A 17,754-nucleotide genomic window follows, 5' to 3' on the forward strand; every position below is an offset into this window, starting at 1 on the left:
TTACTGAGAGGTTGAGAAAATAAATTGCAGCAGTTCAGGCGACACCAGCTCGCTCATGGCGAACGGTGTGGCAATCGGAATGGCTGCGATGGTCCAGGTACTGGCCGCTGCGTTGGCGAGCGGGCCGCGATCGCGGGCGGTATTCCCCTCTTTATCATAAAAACCGGGCAGTTGGCCGCCCACCAAATCATGGGTACCGGCATAGCTTTCCACCAGATCGTCAAGGAAGGAGCCAGGCGTGTAGGTCAACGGCCCCATCATACCCACTCCGCCCTGGAAACCGCCCGTTGGGCCGTACAGCCCGTCAGATAACGTCCGGTCTTTAAGCAGCGCGTCGAAGGTCTTATGGTCGTCATCACCGATATACTGAACCCGGCCTTTGCTGTCGAGGATCAGGGCGTTGCCGTTATCTGCATCGTGGCGGCAGCGGATATTGCCGTCACCGCAGATGAAGTCCAGACCAACCCTGACGCCCCCAAGCTTAACGCCGTCGTAAAGCCCGTCGCTCGGCCCGGAAACGTTGCTGATTTCATTGCCGTTTATGTCGACAACCCCCGGGGAGATCAGGGAGTTTTTCAGCGTTTCTTCGCGCATCTTTGTCGCCGCCAGCGACAGCGTACCCTGGGTGATGGCTGCATCCGGCGATCCGGCTACCACACCGACCAGCGTTTGCAGGAATCGACGCTGGTACTGCATTTTGTAGATATCTTGCAGCGCGGCATCTTGCTTCGCTTTATCCCCGGCTTTGATGGCGTCCTGCAATTCCTGACGCGCCGCCGCCTGCTTACCGTCGAGATACGCGCCGATCTGGCGATTGGCGTTCTCTTTGAAATCGCGGGTCACGCTGACCTGTAGGTTCAGCTCTTTAAACACCTCGTCCTTGTCGAAGTTGTTAGCAATCGCCCCGGAGTTGGCGGCGGCGGTTTCGGTAGTGATATCGGTCTTCACCCCCTCGATGGCCTGCTGCTGCGCGTCCGGATTGTTAATCGTGATGTTATCGGTATTAATGCCGCTGCGGGTGGTGCCGCTGTCGTCACCGCTGTCGTGGCCGATACCGAAGGTCACGTTCTTGTTCGTTCCGGCGTCGGCGTTATGGCTTACCGAGCCGCCGATGCCGAAGCCGTTACCTTCAAACTCTGACGTGTTGTTCACGTCGCGCCAGCCCAGCGTGCCGGTGCTGAACTGGTTTTTGCCCGCCAGCTCCGCGCTTTCGCTGGAGGTGATAAGCCCGCCGACCAGATCGGTGTTGCCCTTCACGTTGATGTTGTAGCCGTCGCTGCCCGCAAAGACGCCGGACTGCTCCTGCACCGAGGCATAGTTAGCGTCCACCTTCGACTGGCCATAGTTGCCGGACGCGGCAAAACCGTAGCCGACGGTGACCTGGCCGCCCATGCTTTTCTGCTCGCCCTGCCAGGTCATGGTGTCCTGAAGCGACTCGATGTTCAGGTTGTCGGCGGTGATATCAATCCCTTTGCCGAGCAGCTGCCCGCCGCGCAGGGTGGTGTCGCCGCCGCTGATGATCCGGGTCTGCCCGTCCATATCCCCGACGTGGCTGTTGCGCCAGGAGACTTCATCCCCGTTGCCGTAGCCTTTGCCTTTATTGGCCCCGGCGGTTACGCCGAACGAGGCGCCGCCCTGACCGTAGCTCACCGCAACCCCGGCGTTCCAGCCGCTGGAGTTATCGGTGCTGCGATCGTGGCTCTCCTGCTGCGCCGCGAGAATGTTGATGTCGTTGTCCGCGAATAGCGTGGTGCCCTGTTTGCCGCTGACGTCCGAGCCGATGATATTGATATCGGACTGCTCGCCGCCGCCCGTGGCAACCACCACCGCCTGCTTCCCGGCGTTCACCTTGCTCGCCAGCGCCGTGGTGCTCTCGTTATTCTGGGTGTGCGTCTGCTTGCTTTCGCCGTAGGTCAGGGACACGCTCACGTTTTGCGCCGCCCCCTGCACGCCGTTTGCCATCGCCCCCTGGGCGGTATTCATCAGGGTGTTGGCGGCGCGCGCGCTGTCCCACGCGGCGTTAGCGGCAGCCAGCATGTTAATGCGGTCGTCGTTGCTCTGCCCGACCTTCTCGGTGGAGGCAATCACGCTTTGCAGCGCCTGCACTACCGGCACGTTCACCGCGAGGGTAAAGCCCTTCTGCTCAACGGTGCGTTTGTACTGGGAAGCGTAGGTATTTTGCGCCGCCTCGATGGTGACGTTTTTCCCCTGGATCGCCACGTTGCCGTTTGGCGACGATACGCTGCTGCCGGTCTGGCGGTAGTCGTTACCCGCTATCAGAACCGTGTCGCCCTGGAGGCTCCCGACCATCGACCCTTGCCCCGCCAGCGCCTGGCTGGCCCGGTCGGTGGTCTCTTTACGAGACCCCACGGTAAAGCCGATGCCGCCGGAGGACATCAGCCCCGATTTTTTCTCCTCTTTCAGATGGGTTTCGTTATTGCGCCCCCCCATGCTGGTGAGGGTTAAATCGTTGCCCGCGCGCAGCGCCACGTCGCCGCTGCCCACCACGCTGCTGCCCGCCACGGTGAGATCGTTTCCGGCGCGAACGTTCACCGAATCGGCGCTCAGCTCGCTGCCCTGAACCGTCTGAAGGTCAACGGTGTCGCGGGTTTTGGTGGTGGTTTTGGACATAAATCCGTTGCCGCCCACCACCTTATGGCGCTCGTCGAGCTGGCTGTCGTTGAGCACCCCTTCGATGTTGACGTTACGCTTCGCGGCGGCGGTCAGCGCGCCGTCGGAAGTCACCTGCGAGCCGCGCACGTTAATGTCGTTATCGGCGGCCAGCGCCACGCCGCCCGCGCCGCGCACGGTGCTGGCGTTGTGGTCGACATGGCTTTGCTTGAGGGTGTTGTCGGCGTCCCAGACGAGGCTATCGCCGCTGGCGGTGGTAACGGTATTCAGGTTCAGATCGCGCCCGGCCACCAGCTGCGCCTTGCCGTTTTCACCGCTGGCGATCACCTGGGCTCCGGTCAGGGTAATGTCGCGCCCGGACTGCAAGGCCAGCTTGCCGTCGTCGCCCTGCACGTAAATGCCGGACACGCTGTCGATGGTGGTGCGGGTGAAGCTGTTCTCACCGTTCACGCTCTGTGCGCTGGTGGTGGTCGTGGTGACGTTAATGTCACGCCCGGCGTTGGCCAGCACGCTGCTATCGCCGACAATCGCCGCGCCGATGTTGTTGATGTCGGTGCGGGCGTTCAGGTTCACGTCTGCCGCCTGAATAGTGCCGGACTGGTTGGTGATGTTGTCCGCGTCCAGCTGGAGCACCTTGCGCCCGGCGATGGTGCCGCTGTTGAACAGGTCGCCGTTAAGCTTCATCGACACGTTGTTCCCGGCGATCAGCGCCCCGGAGCCGTCGATATCCCCCTGTTTCACCTTCGCGTAGACCTGCGGCACCAGCACCGTCTGGGTCGAGCCGTCCTGCATCTTCACCTGAGTATTCACCAGCCAGACGATATCCCCGGTCAGCAGCGCCATCTGCTCCGGCGTGAGCGCCACGCCGAGCTTGAGGTTGTAGGCCTTGCCGAAGGTGATGCCTTTGTCCATCAGCGATTTAAACTGATCTTCATCGTTCGAGAAGCCGTCCAGATAGCGCTGTCCGGTAATGCCAATTACCTGTTCGCGCACCAGGCGCTGCTCGTAATAGCCGTCGCCGAGGCGCTTGAGGGTGTTGTCGCCGTCGTCGGTGAAGGCGTTTTGCATATAGTCGCTGCCGAGCCACTGGCGCTCGTTGGTAAAGCGCGGATCGGTCTCCACCAGATACGGCACGTCAGAGTTCGGGTTGACCTTAAACAGGCTGTTGTCCGGCAGGGTGGTGTTCGGGCCGATAATGCGGATCGCGCCGTCGGCGGGCGTCACCTCAAACTGCTGCCCGGCCGGCGGCGTCACCGGTTCGCCCGGCTGCACGGTCTGCTGCGGCGCGGCGTTAACGCCCGCCGCCTGACCAATTTCTACGCCCGTGCCCTGGAGCACCAGCGGCGTAATGCTGAGGTTGCTTCCCTCCACGCTGCCGCCGCTCACCAGCTGTCCCGGCTTCAGGGCGATGCTCTGAATAGCCGTCGGCGGAGTGTAGGCGGTCGTTTTGCGCCCCTGCTCATCGCTCCCTTTGTGGCGAATACGGTAGTAGTGGGTCACGGTGCCGTTATCGGTGGTGTAGCGCTCCCCGGTCACGTCGTCGTTCTGCACGCTGCCCATCTGGTCAATCAGCAGCGTACCGCCCGCGACCACCTGGCTCTTGTCGTTAAACAGCCTGTCGCCCGCGAGCGTCATGCTGCCGCCGGAGAGGATCTTCGCCGGATCGGTTTCTTTGATGCGGGTCTCTTCCACGGTGCGGTTGTAGTCGTACTGGTTGAAGTCGTCGTTACCGTGCCCGCTGCGCTCCGGGGTGTTGAGGTTGCGCAGGCCGTCGGCGGAGTTACCGTCCACCCACACGCCTTCATCGCCCGCCTTCCAGCGGTTGGTCGAGCCGGAGTGCTGGTACTCGGTCAGCTGCTCCTGGGACACCAGCGCCACCTCGGTGGAGAAGTGGTCGTTGATGTTGTTGATCTGCCCGGCGTTAATAGCCATATCCCCGGCAGACTCGATGGTCGAACTGTGGTTATTGATTGCCGCCGCGCGCCCGTTCACCGCACCGCTGTCGTCCAGCGCGCCGCCGATCTGCATCGTGCCTGCGCTGTAAACCAGCCCGTGGTCGCTGTTGTTCAGCGTCTGCACGCCCAGGTTCACCTGCTCGCGCCCGGCCAGGGTCGCCGCGGTGCCGTTTTCCGCCAGGTTGTTGAAGGTGATGGCGTTAACGCTCACCGCGTCGCCGTAAATCCGCCCGGTGCCGACGTTGTTCAGCGTGTTGGCGTTGATGCGGGTCGCCACGCCGTCGATCAGGCCGTAGTTCAGCACCGCGCCCGTGGCGTTCAGGGTGTTGCGCCCGGCGTTGATCTCCCCACTGGCGGCGTTGGTAATATTGGCGCTCTGCACGTTCAGCGCGCTGCCGGCCATCAGCCTGCCGCTGTTGGTCAGATCCCCGGCGGTGGTGAAATTGAGGTTGCCGTTGGCGATGGTGCTGCCGCTATTGTTCACGCCGTTAGCGCTTACCAGCGTCATGTCGCCCAGCGACAGCAGCTGCCCGCTGGCGTCGAGCGTATCGGCCTGCACGCTGAGGTTTTTACCCGCCTTGAGCGTCCCGCCGCCGTTAATGAGGCTCAGCCCGCTGCCGCTCACGTCCAGCGTGCCCGCCGAGGCGAGCGCGCCGCCGGTATTGTTCAGCACCCCGTTGTTATGCAGGTTCAGGGCGTTGTTCGCCAGAATGCTGCCGCTCTGGTTATCGAGGCTGCCCGCGTTCAGCGCCACGTTCTGCCCCTCCAGCCCCTGATTATCTCCGAGGGTGTTCTGGTTGACGAAATTCAGCGCGTTAACCGTCACGCTCTGGCCGCTGCGGATCAGGCCCGAGGCGTTGTCCACCAGCCCCTGCGCGGCGTCGATCAGCAGATCGCCCATCGTCTGGATCTGCCCGCCGCCGTTTTGCAGGCCGTCGGTATGCAGCGTGGCGCTGCCCTCGCCGATGACCCGTCCGCCGCTGCGGTTATCCATGCTGCTGGCGGCAATATCCGCCGCGCCCGTGGCGGCAAGCGTTCCCGCCTGGTTGTTCAGGCTGCCCGTCGACAGGTTTAGCGTCCCCAGGCTGTTGATGGTGCCAGAGGTGTTATCCACGGCGGCGCTGGTGGCGTTAACCCCGTTGCCCTGAAGCACCCCGGCGCTATTGGTGAGCTGCGTGGCGGCGTTAAGGGACAGCCCCTCGGCGGCGGCAAGCTGCCCGCCGCTGTTGTTAAGCGTGTCCCCGGTAAAGGCGAGGCTCGCCCCGGAGAAGGTGGTGCCGCCGCTGTTGTCCAGCGCGCCGCCGTTGAGCGTCATTGCCCCGACCGACTTCAGCGCGCCGCCGTGGTTGCTGAGCGTGTTAAAGCGCGCGTTCAGGGTCTGGTTCGCGCCAATCTGCCCGCCGGTGTTATCCACGTCGCCGCTGTCGAGGTTGAAGTCCGTGCTGCTGGCAAGGAAGCCGTTCTGGTTGTTCAGCGCGCCGCTTTCAAGGTTGAGCGCGCCCTGGGAGAGCAGGGACCCGGACTGGTTATCCAGCGTGCCGCCGTTCAATGCGACGGTGGCGCCGTTGGCAACGATAACCCCTTGCTGGTTATTCACCCCGGCGGCGCTGATGCGCTGGGTTTTGGCGGCTTCGATGCGCCCCCGAGCGTTGTTCACGGCCTGCTGGCTGTCGATCTCCCCGTCGCCCGCGGCGGCGGAGATAAGCCCCTGCTGGTTATCGAGCGAGGTGGTTTTGAGCTGGGTCTTACCGGCCACGGCCACAATCTGCCCGCTGCGGTTATCAAGCGCCCCGGTCTGCACCTGCACGCCGTTCGCCGCGCCAATCTGCCCCTGCTGGTTATCGATGCTGCCCGGCAGGTTGAGCGCCAGCGCCTCGCTGCCGCTCTGAATGAGTTTGCCTTTCTGGTTGCTGAGATCGCGGGCGGTAATTGCGACCTTCTCGCCGCTCAGCGTCCCGCCGTTGTTGTTAAGCATTTTCCCGCTGCTGACGGTCAGCTCGCTGGCGCTGACCGTGGCGCTGGCGGCATTCACGTTCTCTGCGCCGCCGTTGAGGGTTACGCGTTTCGCCTGGGTCTGGCTGCCGCTCACGTCCACGCCCTGACCGCTGGCGCTAAACGTACCGCCCGCCAGCGTCTGCCCGTGAGCGCTCAGCCTGCCGCTGGTGCTCAGCTCTAAATTCCCGGCGTCCGCCAGCTTGCCGTCGCTTTTCACCCCGGCGGCCAGCACGCTCTCTTTGCTGCTGGTGAGGCTCCCGGCGCGGGCGGTGACGTTGTTCGCGGCGGTCACCACGCCGCCGTTGGCGAACTCGCCCGCGGTCTGCACGTTAACGCTGTCGCTGGCGCGCACCGTGCCGCTGTTTTCGATGCGGCCGTCGGCGGTCAGGGTGACGTTCCCCGCCTGGGCGCCCATCGCCCCGGCGTTGCGTACGCCCACGCCGCGTTCGGTGCCGACCATGCGGATTTTCCCGGCGTACATCCCGCCGAGGCTGGAGACATCCACCGCCAGCTGCGGGCGGGTGGCGCTATCGTCGCTGCCTTTTTCAATCTTCTCGTGGGCGGCGTCGACCCGGTTACGCCCGGTTGTCACCTTCAGATCCTTCGCCCACAGCCCGGCGTTAACCTTCACCGAGCGGGCGATGATGTCGGTGTAATCCGCACCGGAGGTGTCCATCCCGGCCCCTTCAACCACCACCTCGCCGCGCTCGACGTTATAGCCGGTCAGCTGGCCGTCCTTCATCTGCGCCTGCCCGGTGGTGAGGGTGGCGCGGTTGGCGTTGATAAAGCCGCAGCCGCTACAGGTAATGCCCGCCGGGTTGGCGATCACCACCTGCGCTTTTTTACCCGCCACCTCAATCATGCCGTTGAGCCTGCTGGGATCGCGCGAGCTGACCTCGTTGAGGATAACTTTGGCTTCCCCTTTGGCGAGCCACGGGTTGCCCGCCACCATGCCGCCGATGTTGGTCTGCACGTTTTTGTGCGAGTTGTTGAGGATCGCCCCTTTTTTATCCACGTCGAAGCGGGTGTAGTCGTTGCGCGATACCCCGGCTTTGGACGGCGTCTGGATATTGACCTGCGGCGTGCCGTTGGCGCTTTTGATCACCGTCGGCTGCTGGTTTTTCGGCGCGCCCGCGTTGGCGACAATCTCCGCCTGCGCCGTCTGAACCGCGCCCATCGCCAGCCACAGGCTAAAGCTCAGGGCGCTTACCTTGCCGATAAGACGTCCATGCGTATGCCCAATGCCGGACGAGCGGGCCGATCCGGCGCGACCGGAGCGGGCGATATCCGCCACGACCATCAGCATGCCGCGCGCTTTGTTAAAGACAATCCGGTAGAGGTTCTTATTCATGGTGCGTTCCTTTCAGCGCCTGCGGCAGGTTGACCGTAAGCGGGTGGTTCAGTTGCCATTCTCGTGCGTGGTCGCGGCTGACGCGGCTGCCGTGGAACATCACCACGCGCTTGCCGCGCTCGGCGCCCCGGTGGTACAGGGCGCGCCAGCAGTGGTCGGGGAAGATATCGTTGCGGATAAGCCGGTTCATCGCCGGGGTGTGGCCAAAGGGGGCGATCCAGTCGCAGACCCACATCCGGTCGCCGCTGTCCCAGTCCCGTTCCTGCATCTCGATGGACGGGCGGGTGAGGAAGCGCGCTTCCGCCTCCTCGTTAAGCCAGGCCCAGCTCAGGAAAAAGACCGGACGTTCGTTTTCCACCACCAGCACGTACTGGCGGCGTTTGATAATCGGCAGCAGCAGCGTCGGCAGGGCGTGCAGCGGGGCGTCCCGGTGCATCGGCGAGTGCATCCACAGCCAGACGGTGGCCCCCAGCACTTCGGCCTCGTTCTCTTCGCCGCCGAGGATCAGCGGGGCTTTGATATCCAGATTTCCGACGCGCATCACCAGCTCCAGTTGAGGTTAAACCCGAGGGTCAGGTTGCTGGTGGTAAAGCCGTCCGGCTTTGAGAACGGCGTACCGGCAAACAGGTCGTAGCCGGTGTTAAAGGCGCTGCCGCGCAGGCCCACCACGCCGCCCGCCAGGTGCTTGCCGATCAGGTAATCCGAGCTATAGCCGCCCACTTCGCCGTAGTCGGCGCCCAGGTACAGCTCCTGGTTGGGCAGCGGCGTGCTCCAGGCCACGTCGTTACGCACGTACCAGCCGTGGCTGGCGTTAAGGGTGCGTTCCCCGTCAAAGCCGCGCACCGTCCAGCGGTTGCCGATGGCGAACTGATCCTGCGGCGTAAGCGGGGTGTTGCTAATCTGGCGCAGGTACTGCACGTTGTAGCGGAAATTCTGCGTGCCAACCTCAAACGGCAGGTCGAGCTGGGCGTTGAGCAGGGTGATTTTGCCAAGCGCGGTGGCATCCCCGGTGTACTCTTCCGGTGCGGGCTGTGCGCCAAACCAGCGGGTGCCGCGCTGATAGCTGATCCCGGCGTCGAGCGTCGCCTGGCCGATGTAGTGGCGATGCTCCAGCCCTACGCGCCAGCCCGCCGTCTGGCGGCGCTGAACGCCCACTTCGGTATCGTCGATGTAGTTGCGGGTTTCGCGCGCCAGCACGTCGTAGGTAAAGGTGGTTTTCTGCGTGCCGCTGCGGTGCAGCACGCGGCTCAGGGACACGTCGAGGTTTTTACTTTTGCCGCTGTAGCGGTAATCCCCGTTCAGCCCGGCGACGGTCTGGTGATAGTCGTAATCGCTGCCGGTGACGCCCAGCATCCAGTAGCCGAACGGCACCGAGTAGTGGGCGGTGTAGTTTTTACTGCCCTTACCGCTTTTGTCGTTCAGATCGTGGCTGGCGGAAACGTACAGCAGGTCGCTGAGGGAGAAGGGGTTATCCAGCGACAGCGTTACGCCGCCCTGATAGCGTCCGGTGGTTTCGGTGCCCGCATCGTCCAGCGACAGGCCGACGCGCCACATCTTGCTCTGCTTGCGGGTGATCACCACGTCGCTCTCGCCGGGCTTTTCGCCGGGCAGGATCTCCATGCTGGCCTCCACCGTCGGCAGGCGCTGCAAGTTCTCCAGCCCCTGTTCGATGTCGCGCAGGTCGAGCAAATTGCCCTCGTGCGCCGGGAAGGCGCTGTAAAGCTGAATATAGTCGTCGCTCTCTTCGGTGAGCTTAACGTGGCGAATATAGCCCGGCACGATCGCCAGCTTCAGGGTGCCGCTTTTCAGATCCTGCGACGGGGCCAGCACGCGGGTGGTGATCCAGCCGTGGTCGACCAGGCGGTTCTGCATGGTGCTCATCAGCAGGTTAATGCCTTTTCCGCCGAGGCAGCGCCCCTGCGCCTGATCCGCCATGCGCTGAAGCGGTAGCCAGTGGGGCAACGCCTCCTGTCCGCTCAGCTCCACGCGGTTAATCGGGAAGCAGGGCGTTTCGCTCGGAAACGGGATTTTGCCAAAGCTCGATGATGGCTCGGAAAGACGCACGTCCGGCACTGGCGGCGTAAGCTGCTGCTCAAGCGCCCGCTGTCGCTGCTGCTGAATAATAAATTGATTATCCGGCTCTGCCGCCTGGGCAGAGAGGGTTAAAAACAGGCCAGAGGCTGTCGATATTATTATCGCTTTTGGGTGTCGGGCTATCATCGGGTGTTCCGTGCTGTGTCAGCAAAATGGGCGCAATGTGAATTTATGTAAGATTGTTTAAATAAAGGCGGGGGATGAAAAGGGTAAATAATCCTAAAGCTCAGACGATTCTGAGTTTCTTCATCCTTAAATCTGGTAGGGCAGAGAGGGGTGCGGAATAAATAGAGGAATCGGGCAGTTTATACAGAATAATTAACCACTGCCCTTAAGCTAAATTAAAAAGATTATTTCTGAATACGATCGATACGCACCACCGGCGGTTTCGATTTTTTATCCAGGCTACCGTTAATGCTAATCATGTTATCGGGCTCAACTTTTCGGCCATCAAATACCGCTTTCGGAATAATGACGTCAATTTCGCCGGTTTTATCGCGGAAGCGATATTTATCGCCGGAACCGTCAATCAAATTACCGCGCAGGGAAATGGTCGCGCCGTCGTGCATGGTCTTAGCGTGTTCTACGGTCATGATCCGCGCGTCGTCCGTCCCGCGATAGCCGTCGTCCAGCGCGTGCGGCGGCGGCGGGGCGTCGCCTTTCTGTAGTCCACCATTATCATCGGCCCAGGCGGCCGGGGCGAGCAGGCAACACATCATGGGCACATAGCGTAATTTCATATTGGCCTCCGGTAAGTGACTGGCTTGACTTATTAAGCCTGGTTGCTATTGCTTAATCTGGAAACGAGATGAGTCCGAAAAGATTTTATCCTTTGAAATCATCTCGCTATTGCCAGATAAGCGAAGCGGATGGGGTGATCGATGACCGGATTCGAAGGGAAAGAAGAAAAATTACCCGGCGTAAACGAGAGCCGACGGGCGCTTAATTTTGAATCGGCCTGCCAGTGGGTTGGGCTGGTGCTGCTGCTGGCGATTATTATCGCCGCCGTACTGGGGATATTTTCCAACGGCTATTTTAGCTCGGCAAACGTGGATAATTCCGCGCAAACGCTGCGGGTTAATTATGAACGTTTTGGTCGCTTGCAGACTGAATATAAAATTGAATTAACAGCGAAAAACGTTACCTCAGAGCAGATTATATTCCGCCTCGGCGGGGATTTTAATACCGCGTTTCAGCAGGGCAGTATTACCCCGCAGCCTGACCATATGTTTAGTCGGGATAACGCGCTGTATCTGGTTTACGACAACGTGAAAGCGCAAGAGGCATTTCCGGTCTGGATCTACATCACCCCCGTGCAGCCCGGAAAAAGGGTCAACACCTTCGGGGTAAATAACGAACCTGCCCTGAGCGTCTGGCAGTTTATTTATCCTTAAGGAGAAAACGATGGAGATGGTATTCCGCGCGCTGGCCATTTACCTGATATTGCTGGTGGTGTTCAAAATCGCCGGACGTCGGGCGCTGCTGCAAATGACCAGCTTCGATCTTATCCTGCTGCTGATCATCAGCGAGGCCACCCAGCAGGCGCTGCTGGGCAATGATTTCTCCGTGACCGGGGCGATGATCACCATCGTCACGCTGGTGGTGGTGGATATTCTGTTTGGCCTGATGAAGAAATACCTGTCGGGGGCTGAAAATCTGCTCGACGGCTCGCCGGTCATTCTGGTGGAAAACGGGGTGCCCGACATCGACAAGCTCAAAAAGGTAGATGTCTCCTGCGACGATATTCTGGTGGCCGCGCGTCAAAATCAGGGCATTACGGAATTCAGCAAAATCAGATACGCCATCCTTGAGCGCAACGGCCACATTTCGATTATTCCCGTTGAAAGTTAAAAGGTGAGGTAATGAGTCAATCAACGTACAACGTGGCAAAAACAACCAATGAGCTGACCAAGCAGGTCGCCAGCGTGCTGACGGATTTAGGGCTGCGGCTCACCACGGCGGAGTCCTGCACCGGGGGAAACCTGGCGTCAGCGCTGTGCGCCGAAGAGGGGACGGCGGCCTTCTACGATATCGGCCTGATTACCTTTAGCGACGAGGCCAAGCAAAAGCTGCTCGGCGTGCAGCCCGAAACCCTTGAGAAATACACCGCCGTGAGCGAACAGACGGTGAAAGAGATGTCGGCGGGCGCGCTGGATCGCGCCGGGGCGGATATCAGCATTGCTATTAGCGGCTATGCCGGGCCGGACGGCGGCGATGACGGCACGCCCGCGGGCACCGTCTGGTTTGCGTGGAACTTTCGCGGCAAGGTGGATACTCAGCGAGAGCTGTTTTCCGGCGAATGCCAGGACGTGATTGAAAAAGCGGTGCGCTATGCCCTGGCAGAGCTGGTTTCAAAACTGTCGGTGTGGAAGAAGCGCATCAAATAGCCGGGCTGGGATCCTCAGTGGTAGCCTTCGGTATCGGACACCTTGCCCCGGAACACGTAGTAACTCCAGGCGGTGTAGACCAGGATCACCGGAATGATCAGCAGGGTGCCGACCAGCATAAACAGCTGGCTTGCAGGGGGCGCGGCGGCCTGCCACAGCGTGATGTTGGGGGGAATAATGTGCGGCCACAGGCTGATCCCGAGCCCGCTAAAGCCGAGGAAAATCAGCCCCAGCGTCAGTAAAAACGGGCGCGCGTGGCTCTCGCTGTTGTGCGTCAGCCGCCAGATCCACAGGCTAAAGACCAGCACCAGAAGGGGAACCGGCACGAACCAGAAGAAGTTCGGCAGGGTGAACCAGCGCTCGGCGACGTACTGCCAGCCGAGCGGCGTCCAGATGCTTACCACCGCAATCACCGCCATCAGCGCCAGCAGCACGCTGCGCGTCAGGGCGCGCATCCGGTTTTGCAGCGCCCCTTCGCTTTTCATGATAAGCCAGGTGGTGGCGAGCAGGGTGTAGGCCACCACCAGCCCCAGCCCGCAGAACAGGTTAAAGGGCGTCAGCCAGTCCAGCGCCGAGCCTGCAAAGCGTCGTCCCTCAACCTGAAAGCCGTTGATCATCGCCCCCACCACAATCCCCTGGCTGAAGGTCGCCAGCAGAGAGCCGCCCGCGAACGAGTAGTCCCAGAACGCGCGGTGGGACGGGGTCGCCTTGAAGCGAAACTCAAAGGCCACGCCGCGGAAGATCAGCCCGATCAGCATGGCGGTGAGCGGAATGGTGAGCGCATCGATAATCACCGCATAGGCCAGCGGGAAGGCACCAAACAGCCCCGCGCCGCCGAGCACCAGCCAGGTTTCGTTGCCGTCCCACACCGGGGCGACGCTGTTCACCATCACGTCCCGCTCGTGGGGATCGTGAACGAAGTTAAACAGCATCCCGATGCCCAGATCGAAGCCGTCCATGATGATGTACATCAGGGTGGCGAATACGATGATAGCAAACCAGATAACCGCGATATCGACGCCCATCAGTGTCTCTCCTGTTCCGGAACGGACTCCGCCGCCGACAGCGGACGGGCGGGGGTGCCTGAGGTATTAGAGGTGAGGGTGCCCGTCGGCTGTGGCCCTTTTTTGATAAGCCTCACAAGATAGACATACCCCACGCCAAACACCGAGCAGTAGACCACGATAAAGGCCAGCAGGCTGATGCTCATCTGTAGCGTGCTGTGCAGGGAGACCGCGTCCACGGTGCGCAGGTAGCCATACACCACCCACGGTTGACGGCCCACTTCGGTGGTTACCCAGCCCGCCAGCAGCGCCAGCAGTCCGGCCGGTCCCATGCAGAGGGCAAACCAGTGGAACGCCCGGGAGTGATACAGGCGGCGGCGATAGCGCAGCCACACGCTCAGCGCGCCGAGGGCGATCATCAGCAGCCCCATGCCGACCATCACGCGAAACGACCAGAAGACGATAAGGGAGTTCGGGCGATCCTCTTTCGGGAAGTCCTTCAGCGCGGGAACCTGTTTATCCAGGCTGTGCGTCAGGATCAGGCTGCCCAGCGCGGGGATCTCAAGCCCGTAGCGGGTGCGCTCTGCCTCCATATCCGGCACGCCGAACAGCAGCAGCGGGGTGGCTTCGCCGGGAGGATTTTCCCAGTGGCCTTCGATGGCGGCGATTTTCGCGGGCTGATGCTCAAGGGTGTTAAGCCCGTGCATATCGCCGACGACCGCCTGTATCGGCGCCACCAGCAGCGCCATCCACATCGCCATCGAGAACATTTTGCGCACCGCCGGGGTATCGTTACCGCGCAGCAGATGCCACGCGCCGGACGCGCCAACGAACAGCGCGCTGCTGAGAAACGCGGCGATCGACATATGGATAAGACGGTAGGGGAAGGAGGGGTTAAAAATCACCGCCAGCCAGTCCTGGGGAATCACCTGGCCGTTCTCAATGCTGAACCCCTGCGGGGTGTGCATCCAGCTGTTGGAGGCGAGGATCCAGAAGGTGGACATCAGGGTGCCGAGCGCCACCATGCAGGTGGCAAAAAAGTGCAGGCCGGGGCCCACCTTGTTCCAGCCAAACAGCATTACGCCAAGAAAACCGGCTTCAAGGAAGAAGGCGGTGAGGACTTCATAGGTAAGGAGCGGGCCGGTAATGCTCCCGGCAAACTGGGAAAACCCGCTCCAGTTGGTCCCGAACTGGTAGGCCATCACCAGCCCGGAGACCACGCCCATGCCGAAGTTCACGGCGAAGATTTTCAGCCAGAAGTGGTACAGCGAGCGCCAGACGTCGTTCTTAGTCCGAAGCCACATCCCTTCCAGCACCACCAGATAGCTCGCAAGCCCGATGGTGATTGCCGGAAACAGAATATGGAAGGAAACGGTAAACGCGAACTGTATTCTTGCCAGGTGAAACGCGTCGAGTTCCGGCATGGCCTATCCTCATGCGAGCGCTATTTTTTAGCTTCCACACCCGGTGCATCCGAGCGAACCAGGAACTCCTCGGTAGTTTGTGGAAGATGCTGGAACAGCCAGTCGGCCATCTCCTGCTCTTCGGCGAGAATACTTTCCAGCGCCGGAATGGAGGCGGTATCGCCCGCTTTTTTCGCGGCGGCGATGAGCGAAGTATAGCAGGCCGATTCGAACTGCTCGAAAACGTAGCCGCTGATAGCGCCCTTCACAATTTCATCGGAGGGGAACATGCCGCCAACCGACTGCCCGAAGGCCGCCATTTTGCTCATCGAATCTTTCAAAACCGAACGTGAAATATCATTGCGATCCAGGATCTCTTCCAGCAGTGTGATTTGACGTTTTGTCTCAGAGAGGTGTTGCTCGATTCTGGTGCGCAACTCGGGGTAGTTATCGATACGTTCGGACATGGATTCGAGCATCGACTCGGCCTGCTTTTCCATGGCGTGGGCGTCGCGTAGCCAGTCGTGGTAATGTTCAATCGCATTCATGATGTCACTCCTTTTCTTAAGCCTGGGCGTGCTGGTTAATATTGCCGACCGCGAGATCGGTCAGCTTGAGATCCGTTTCTTTCTCTTCTTCCAGCGTTTCGGCCAGGAGTTTCACCGCTTTTTTATAGCCCAGCTGCTCGGCGAGGGTCGCCAGCGTGCCGTAGCTTGCAATTTCGTAGTGCTCGACCTTCTGCGCGGCGGCGATCAGCGCGGCGTCACGCACCTCGTTTTTCTCAGTGCTTTCGATAACCTCGTTGGCCTCTTCAATCAGCCCTTCCATCGCCACGCACTTCATGCGCTTGAGCTTGATGCCGGACTCCTGCTCAACAATCTGGTCGATACGTTCGATCTGGCCCTGAGTCTCTTCGAGGTGGGCGCGGAAGGCGTCGCTAAGCTGTTCGTTTGACGCGGATCGGGCGAGTTTTGCGAGTGCGCGGGTGAGCTGCTTCTCTGCGCTGTAGGTATCGGACAGGAGGTGAATAAACACGTCTTCAAGACTTTTCATATTCATGGGCAGATAACCTTTATCAGGAAAAAATACTGCGAGTCCTGGGACCCGCAGCTTTCGACATTAATTTCGTGAGAAATTACGCGTGTTCATCAGGAGTTATCAGACTTCCGGCCTCCGCCGTGGCTGTTTTGACCCCCTTTCTTACCTGCTTCAGATGCACGTTGCGGATCGTTTTTAAAGTTCCCACCGCTGTGCTGACCGCCTTTACGTCCGGCGTCTGATGCTTTATCACGGTCTTCAGCGAAATTACCGGAACCACCACGATGCTCTGCCATATATAAACCCTCGTATTGTGTTTATTTCGGTAGAATACGCATTGTCCAGCGCGTATTCGTTGTCGTTCAGAACTAAGGCTAGCGGATAATCAGAATAATGAACGAAGCGGCAAATATATTTCCAGCCGCTTATTTCGCGGAATATCGAGGGTTATTGGGCTTCGTTTAAAGGCAATATATCTAAGCGATATTAGTAAGCTGCATAGCATAATTACCCCTGCGTAGTGCAGAAGAAGAAAGGGGGGTAAGCGAAGCGGTGGTATTTACGTTACTTTACGTTTTTAGCGAAGCGGGGGTTATCAAAATGGCGGACATATGATACTAAGGAGGAGATCATAAAAAAAATGAAGGGTCCAACAGCATGTCATCCCAAAAACTCGCCGCTAGCGTGCAGAGCCTGCAATCCTCAGCCATCCGCGAACTCCTCAAACACAGTAAAATGGCGGGGGTCATCTCCCTCGGCGGAGGCATTCCTAATCCCGACCTGTTCGATCGCGAAGGCCTTAAAATCGCCTCAGAAGCGGTATTATCGCAGCAGTTTGGCGAAGCCTTCCAGTACGGTCTGACCGAAGGCGTTCCGGCGCTGCGTGAAGCAATTAAAACGATTTCCGCCGAGCGCGGCATTCACTGTGCGGCAGACGACGTGGTTATTACGTCCGGTTCGCAACAGTCCCTCGACGTGCTCGCCCGCGCGTTAATTAACCCAGGCGATATTGTGGTCGTCGAACGTCCAACCTATTTAGCGGCGTTGCAGGTATTTGGCCTGGCGCAGGCGCAATTTGAATCCGTTGGCACCGACGGCGACGGCATGATTGTCGATGAACTTGAGTCGCTGGTAAAAAATAAAACCATTAAAGCGGTTTATATTGTGCCGACATTTGGTAATCCCGGCGGCGTGACCCTTTCTGAAGCGCGTCGTAAACAGCTGGTGGAATTATCTAAACGCTATGACTTCGTTATTATTGAAGACGATCCGTACAGCGAAATTAATTATACCGACGAGGTGTTTCGCCCGCTGATTGCGCACGCTAAAGATATCGGCAACGAAGAGAATGTGGTTTATACCTCTACCTTCTCCAAAATACTGGCGCCGGGCACGCGCGTGGGCTGGGTGATTGTCCCCGAGTGGCTGAAGCGCGCGGTGGTGAACCTCAAGCAGACCACCGATTTGCACACCAGCACCCTGTCGCAGCTGATGACGCTTGAATACCTCAACACAGGCCGTCTGAAAGGGCAGATTGCGGCGATCCGCGAAGCCTATCGCCAGAAATATCAGACCTTCTCCGGAGAGCTGGAGGCGCAGCTCGGTGACGTTATGACCTTCCATAAGCCGAAAGGCGGCATGTTCCTGTGGGCGAAAATGAATAACGGCATCGACACCACCCGCTGGCTGGAAAAGACCTTAAGCAACGGCGTGGTGTTCGTGCCGGGCGAGTTCTTCTATTGCAGCGCGCCGGACCGCACCACGCTGCGCATGTCGTTTGTTACGCCAACGGATGAACAGCTGGTCGAAGCGGTTCGACGTTTGAAAGTGTCGCTGTAGGGGTTGGGGAGAATGTAGGCCGGGTAAGGCGCAGCCGCCACCCGGCATTTTTTAATG

The 17,754-nt window shown here is 60.1% G+C and carries 13 protein-coding genes; 4 read left to right on the forward strand and 9 right to left on the reverse strand.

Annotated elements, in window-relative coordinates:
* The 4 genes from ACSVHP_RS16335 to ACSVHP_RS16350 form a co-directional block, all read right to left on the reverse strand.
* Complete coding sequence (locus ACSVHP_RS16335; RefSeq protein WP_447552443.1) at nucleotides 1-7,932, reverse strand: two-partner secretion domain-containing protein; 7,932 nt, start codon at nucleotides 7,930-7,932, stop codon at nucleotides 1-3.
* Nucleotides 7,925-8,473: a toxin-activating lysine-acyltransferase gene (locus tag ACSVHP_RS16340; RefSeq protein WP_447552444.1), complete on the reverse strand. Its 549-nt coding sequence runs from the start codon at nucleotides 8,471-8,473 to the stop codon at nucleotides 7,925-7,927. The genes ACSVHP_RS16335 and ACSVHP_RS16340 overlap by 8 nt, the downstream gene beginning before the upstream one ends.
* Entirely contained in the window at nucleotides 8,473-10,152 is a 1,680-nt protein-coding gene (locus ACSVHP_RS16345; protein WP_417316484.1) for a ShlB/FhaC/HecB family hemolysin secretion/activation protein, read from the reverse strand. The genes ACSVHP_RS16340 and ACSVHP_RS16345 overlap by 1 nt, the downstream gene beginning before the upstream one ends.
* A gap of 224 nt (nucleotides 10,153-10,376) precedes the next feature.
* Nucleotides 10,377-10,766 carry a YdeI family stress tolerance OB fold protein gene (locus ACSVHP_RS16350; RefSeq protein ID WP_234675666.1) on the reverse strand — a complete coding sequence of 130 codons (390 nt, stop codon included), beginning with the start codon at nucleotides 10,764-10,766 and terminating at the stop codon, nucleotides 10,377-10,379.
* A gap of 141 nt (nucleotides 10,767-10,907) precedes the next feature.
* On the opposite strand from ACSVHP_RS16350, the gene ACSVHP_RS16355 reads away from it, so the two are divergent.
* Genes ACSVHP_RS16355 through ACSVHP_RS16365 form a run of 3 tightly spaced genes read left to right on the forward strand, consistent with a single transcriptional unit; the run spans nucleotide 10,908 to nucleotide 12,413 of the window.
* Entirely contained in the window at nucleotides 10,908-11,420 is a 513-nt protein-coding gene (locus tag ACSVHP_RS16355) for a hypothetical protein (protein ID WP_447552445.1), read from the forward strand.
* Between the two features lie 10 nt (nucleotides 11,421-11,430).
* On the forward strand, nucleotides 11,431-11,877 hold the full coding sequence (locus tag ACSVHP_RS16360; protein ID WP_234675693.1) for a DUF421 domain-containing protein: 447 nt from the start codon (nucleotides 11,431-11,433) through the stop codon (nucleotides 11,875-11,877).
* Between the two features lie 11 nt (nucleotides 11,878-11,888).
* Nucleotides 11,889-12,413, forward strand: coding sequence for a 2-oxo-tetronate isomerase (locus ACSVHP_RS16365; RefSeq protein ID WP_447552446.1), 525 nt, complete (start codon nucleotides 11,889-11,891; stop codon nucleotides 12,411-12,413).
* A gap of 14 nt (nucleotides 12,414-12,427) precedes the next feature.
* Here the strand turns inward: ACSVHP_RS16365 and cydB are convergent, their stop codons facing one another.
* The 5 genes from cydB to ACSVHP_RS16390 all read right to left on the reverse strand — a co-directional run bounded on the left by cydB (nucleotide 12,428) and on the right by ACSVHP_RS16390 (nucleotide 16,154).
* Nucleotides 12,428-13,438, reverse strand: coding sequence for a cytochrome d ubiquinol oxidase subunit II (gene cydB, locus ACSVHP_RS16370; protein WP_234675663.1), 1,011 nt, complete (start codon nucleotides 13,436-13,438; stop codon nucleotides 12,428-12,430).
* On the reverse strand, nucleotides 13,438-14,841 hold the full coding sequence (locus tag ACSVHP_RS16375) for a cytochrome ubiquinol oxidase subunit I (RefSeq protein ID WP_234675662.1): 1,404 nt from the start codon (nucleotides 14,839-14,841) through the stop codon (nucleotides 13,438-13,440). Before ACSVHP_RS16375 ends, cydB begins: the two co-directional genes overlap by 1 nt.
* A 20-nt stretch (nucleotides 14,842-14,861) precedes the next feature.
* Nucleotides 14,862-15,368, reverse strand: a complete 507-nt coding sequence (locus ACSVHP_RS16380) for a ferritin-like domain-containing protein (protein WP_447552447.1) — start codon at nucleotides 15,366-15,368, stop codon at nucleotides 14,862-14,864.
* Nucleotides 15,369-15,384: 16 nt separating this feature from the next.
* Nucleotides 15,385-15,879: a YciE/YciF ferroxidase family protein gene (locus ACSVHP_RS16385; protein ID WP_234675660.1), complete on the reverse strand. Its 495-nt coding sequence runs from the start codon at nucleotides 15,877-15,879 to the stop codon at nucleotides 15,385-15,387.
* An 89-nt stretch (nucleotides 15,880-15,968) separates the two neighbouring features.
* Nucleotides 15,969-16,154 carry a con-10 family general stress protein gene (locus ACSVHP_RS16390; RefSeq protein ID WP_148244545.1) on the reverse strand — a complete coding sequence of 62 codons (186 nt, stop codon included), beginning with the start codon at nucleotides 16,152-16,154 and terminating at the stop codon, nucleotides 15,969-15,971.
* Between the two features lie 361 nt (nucleotides 16,155-16,515).
* Between ACSVHP_RS16390 and ACSVHP_RS16395 the strand changes: the two genes are divergently transcribed.
* Nucleotides 16,516-17,697, forward strand: a complete 1,182-nt coding sequence (locus ACSVHP_RS16395; protein WP_447552448.1) for an aminotransferase-like domain-containing protein — start codon at nucleotides 16,516-16,518, stop codon at nucleotides 17,695-17,697.
* The last annotated feature ends 57 nt before the right edge of the window (nucleotides 17,698-17,754 follow it).

Source organism: Enterobacter sp. 186315 (assembly GCF_053290175.1).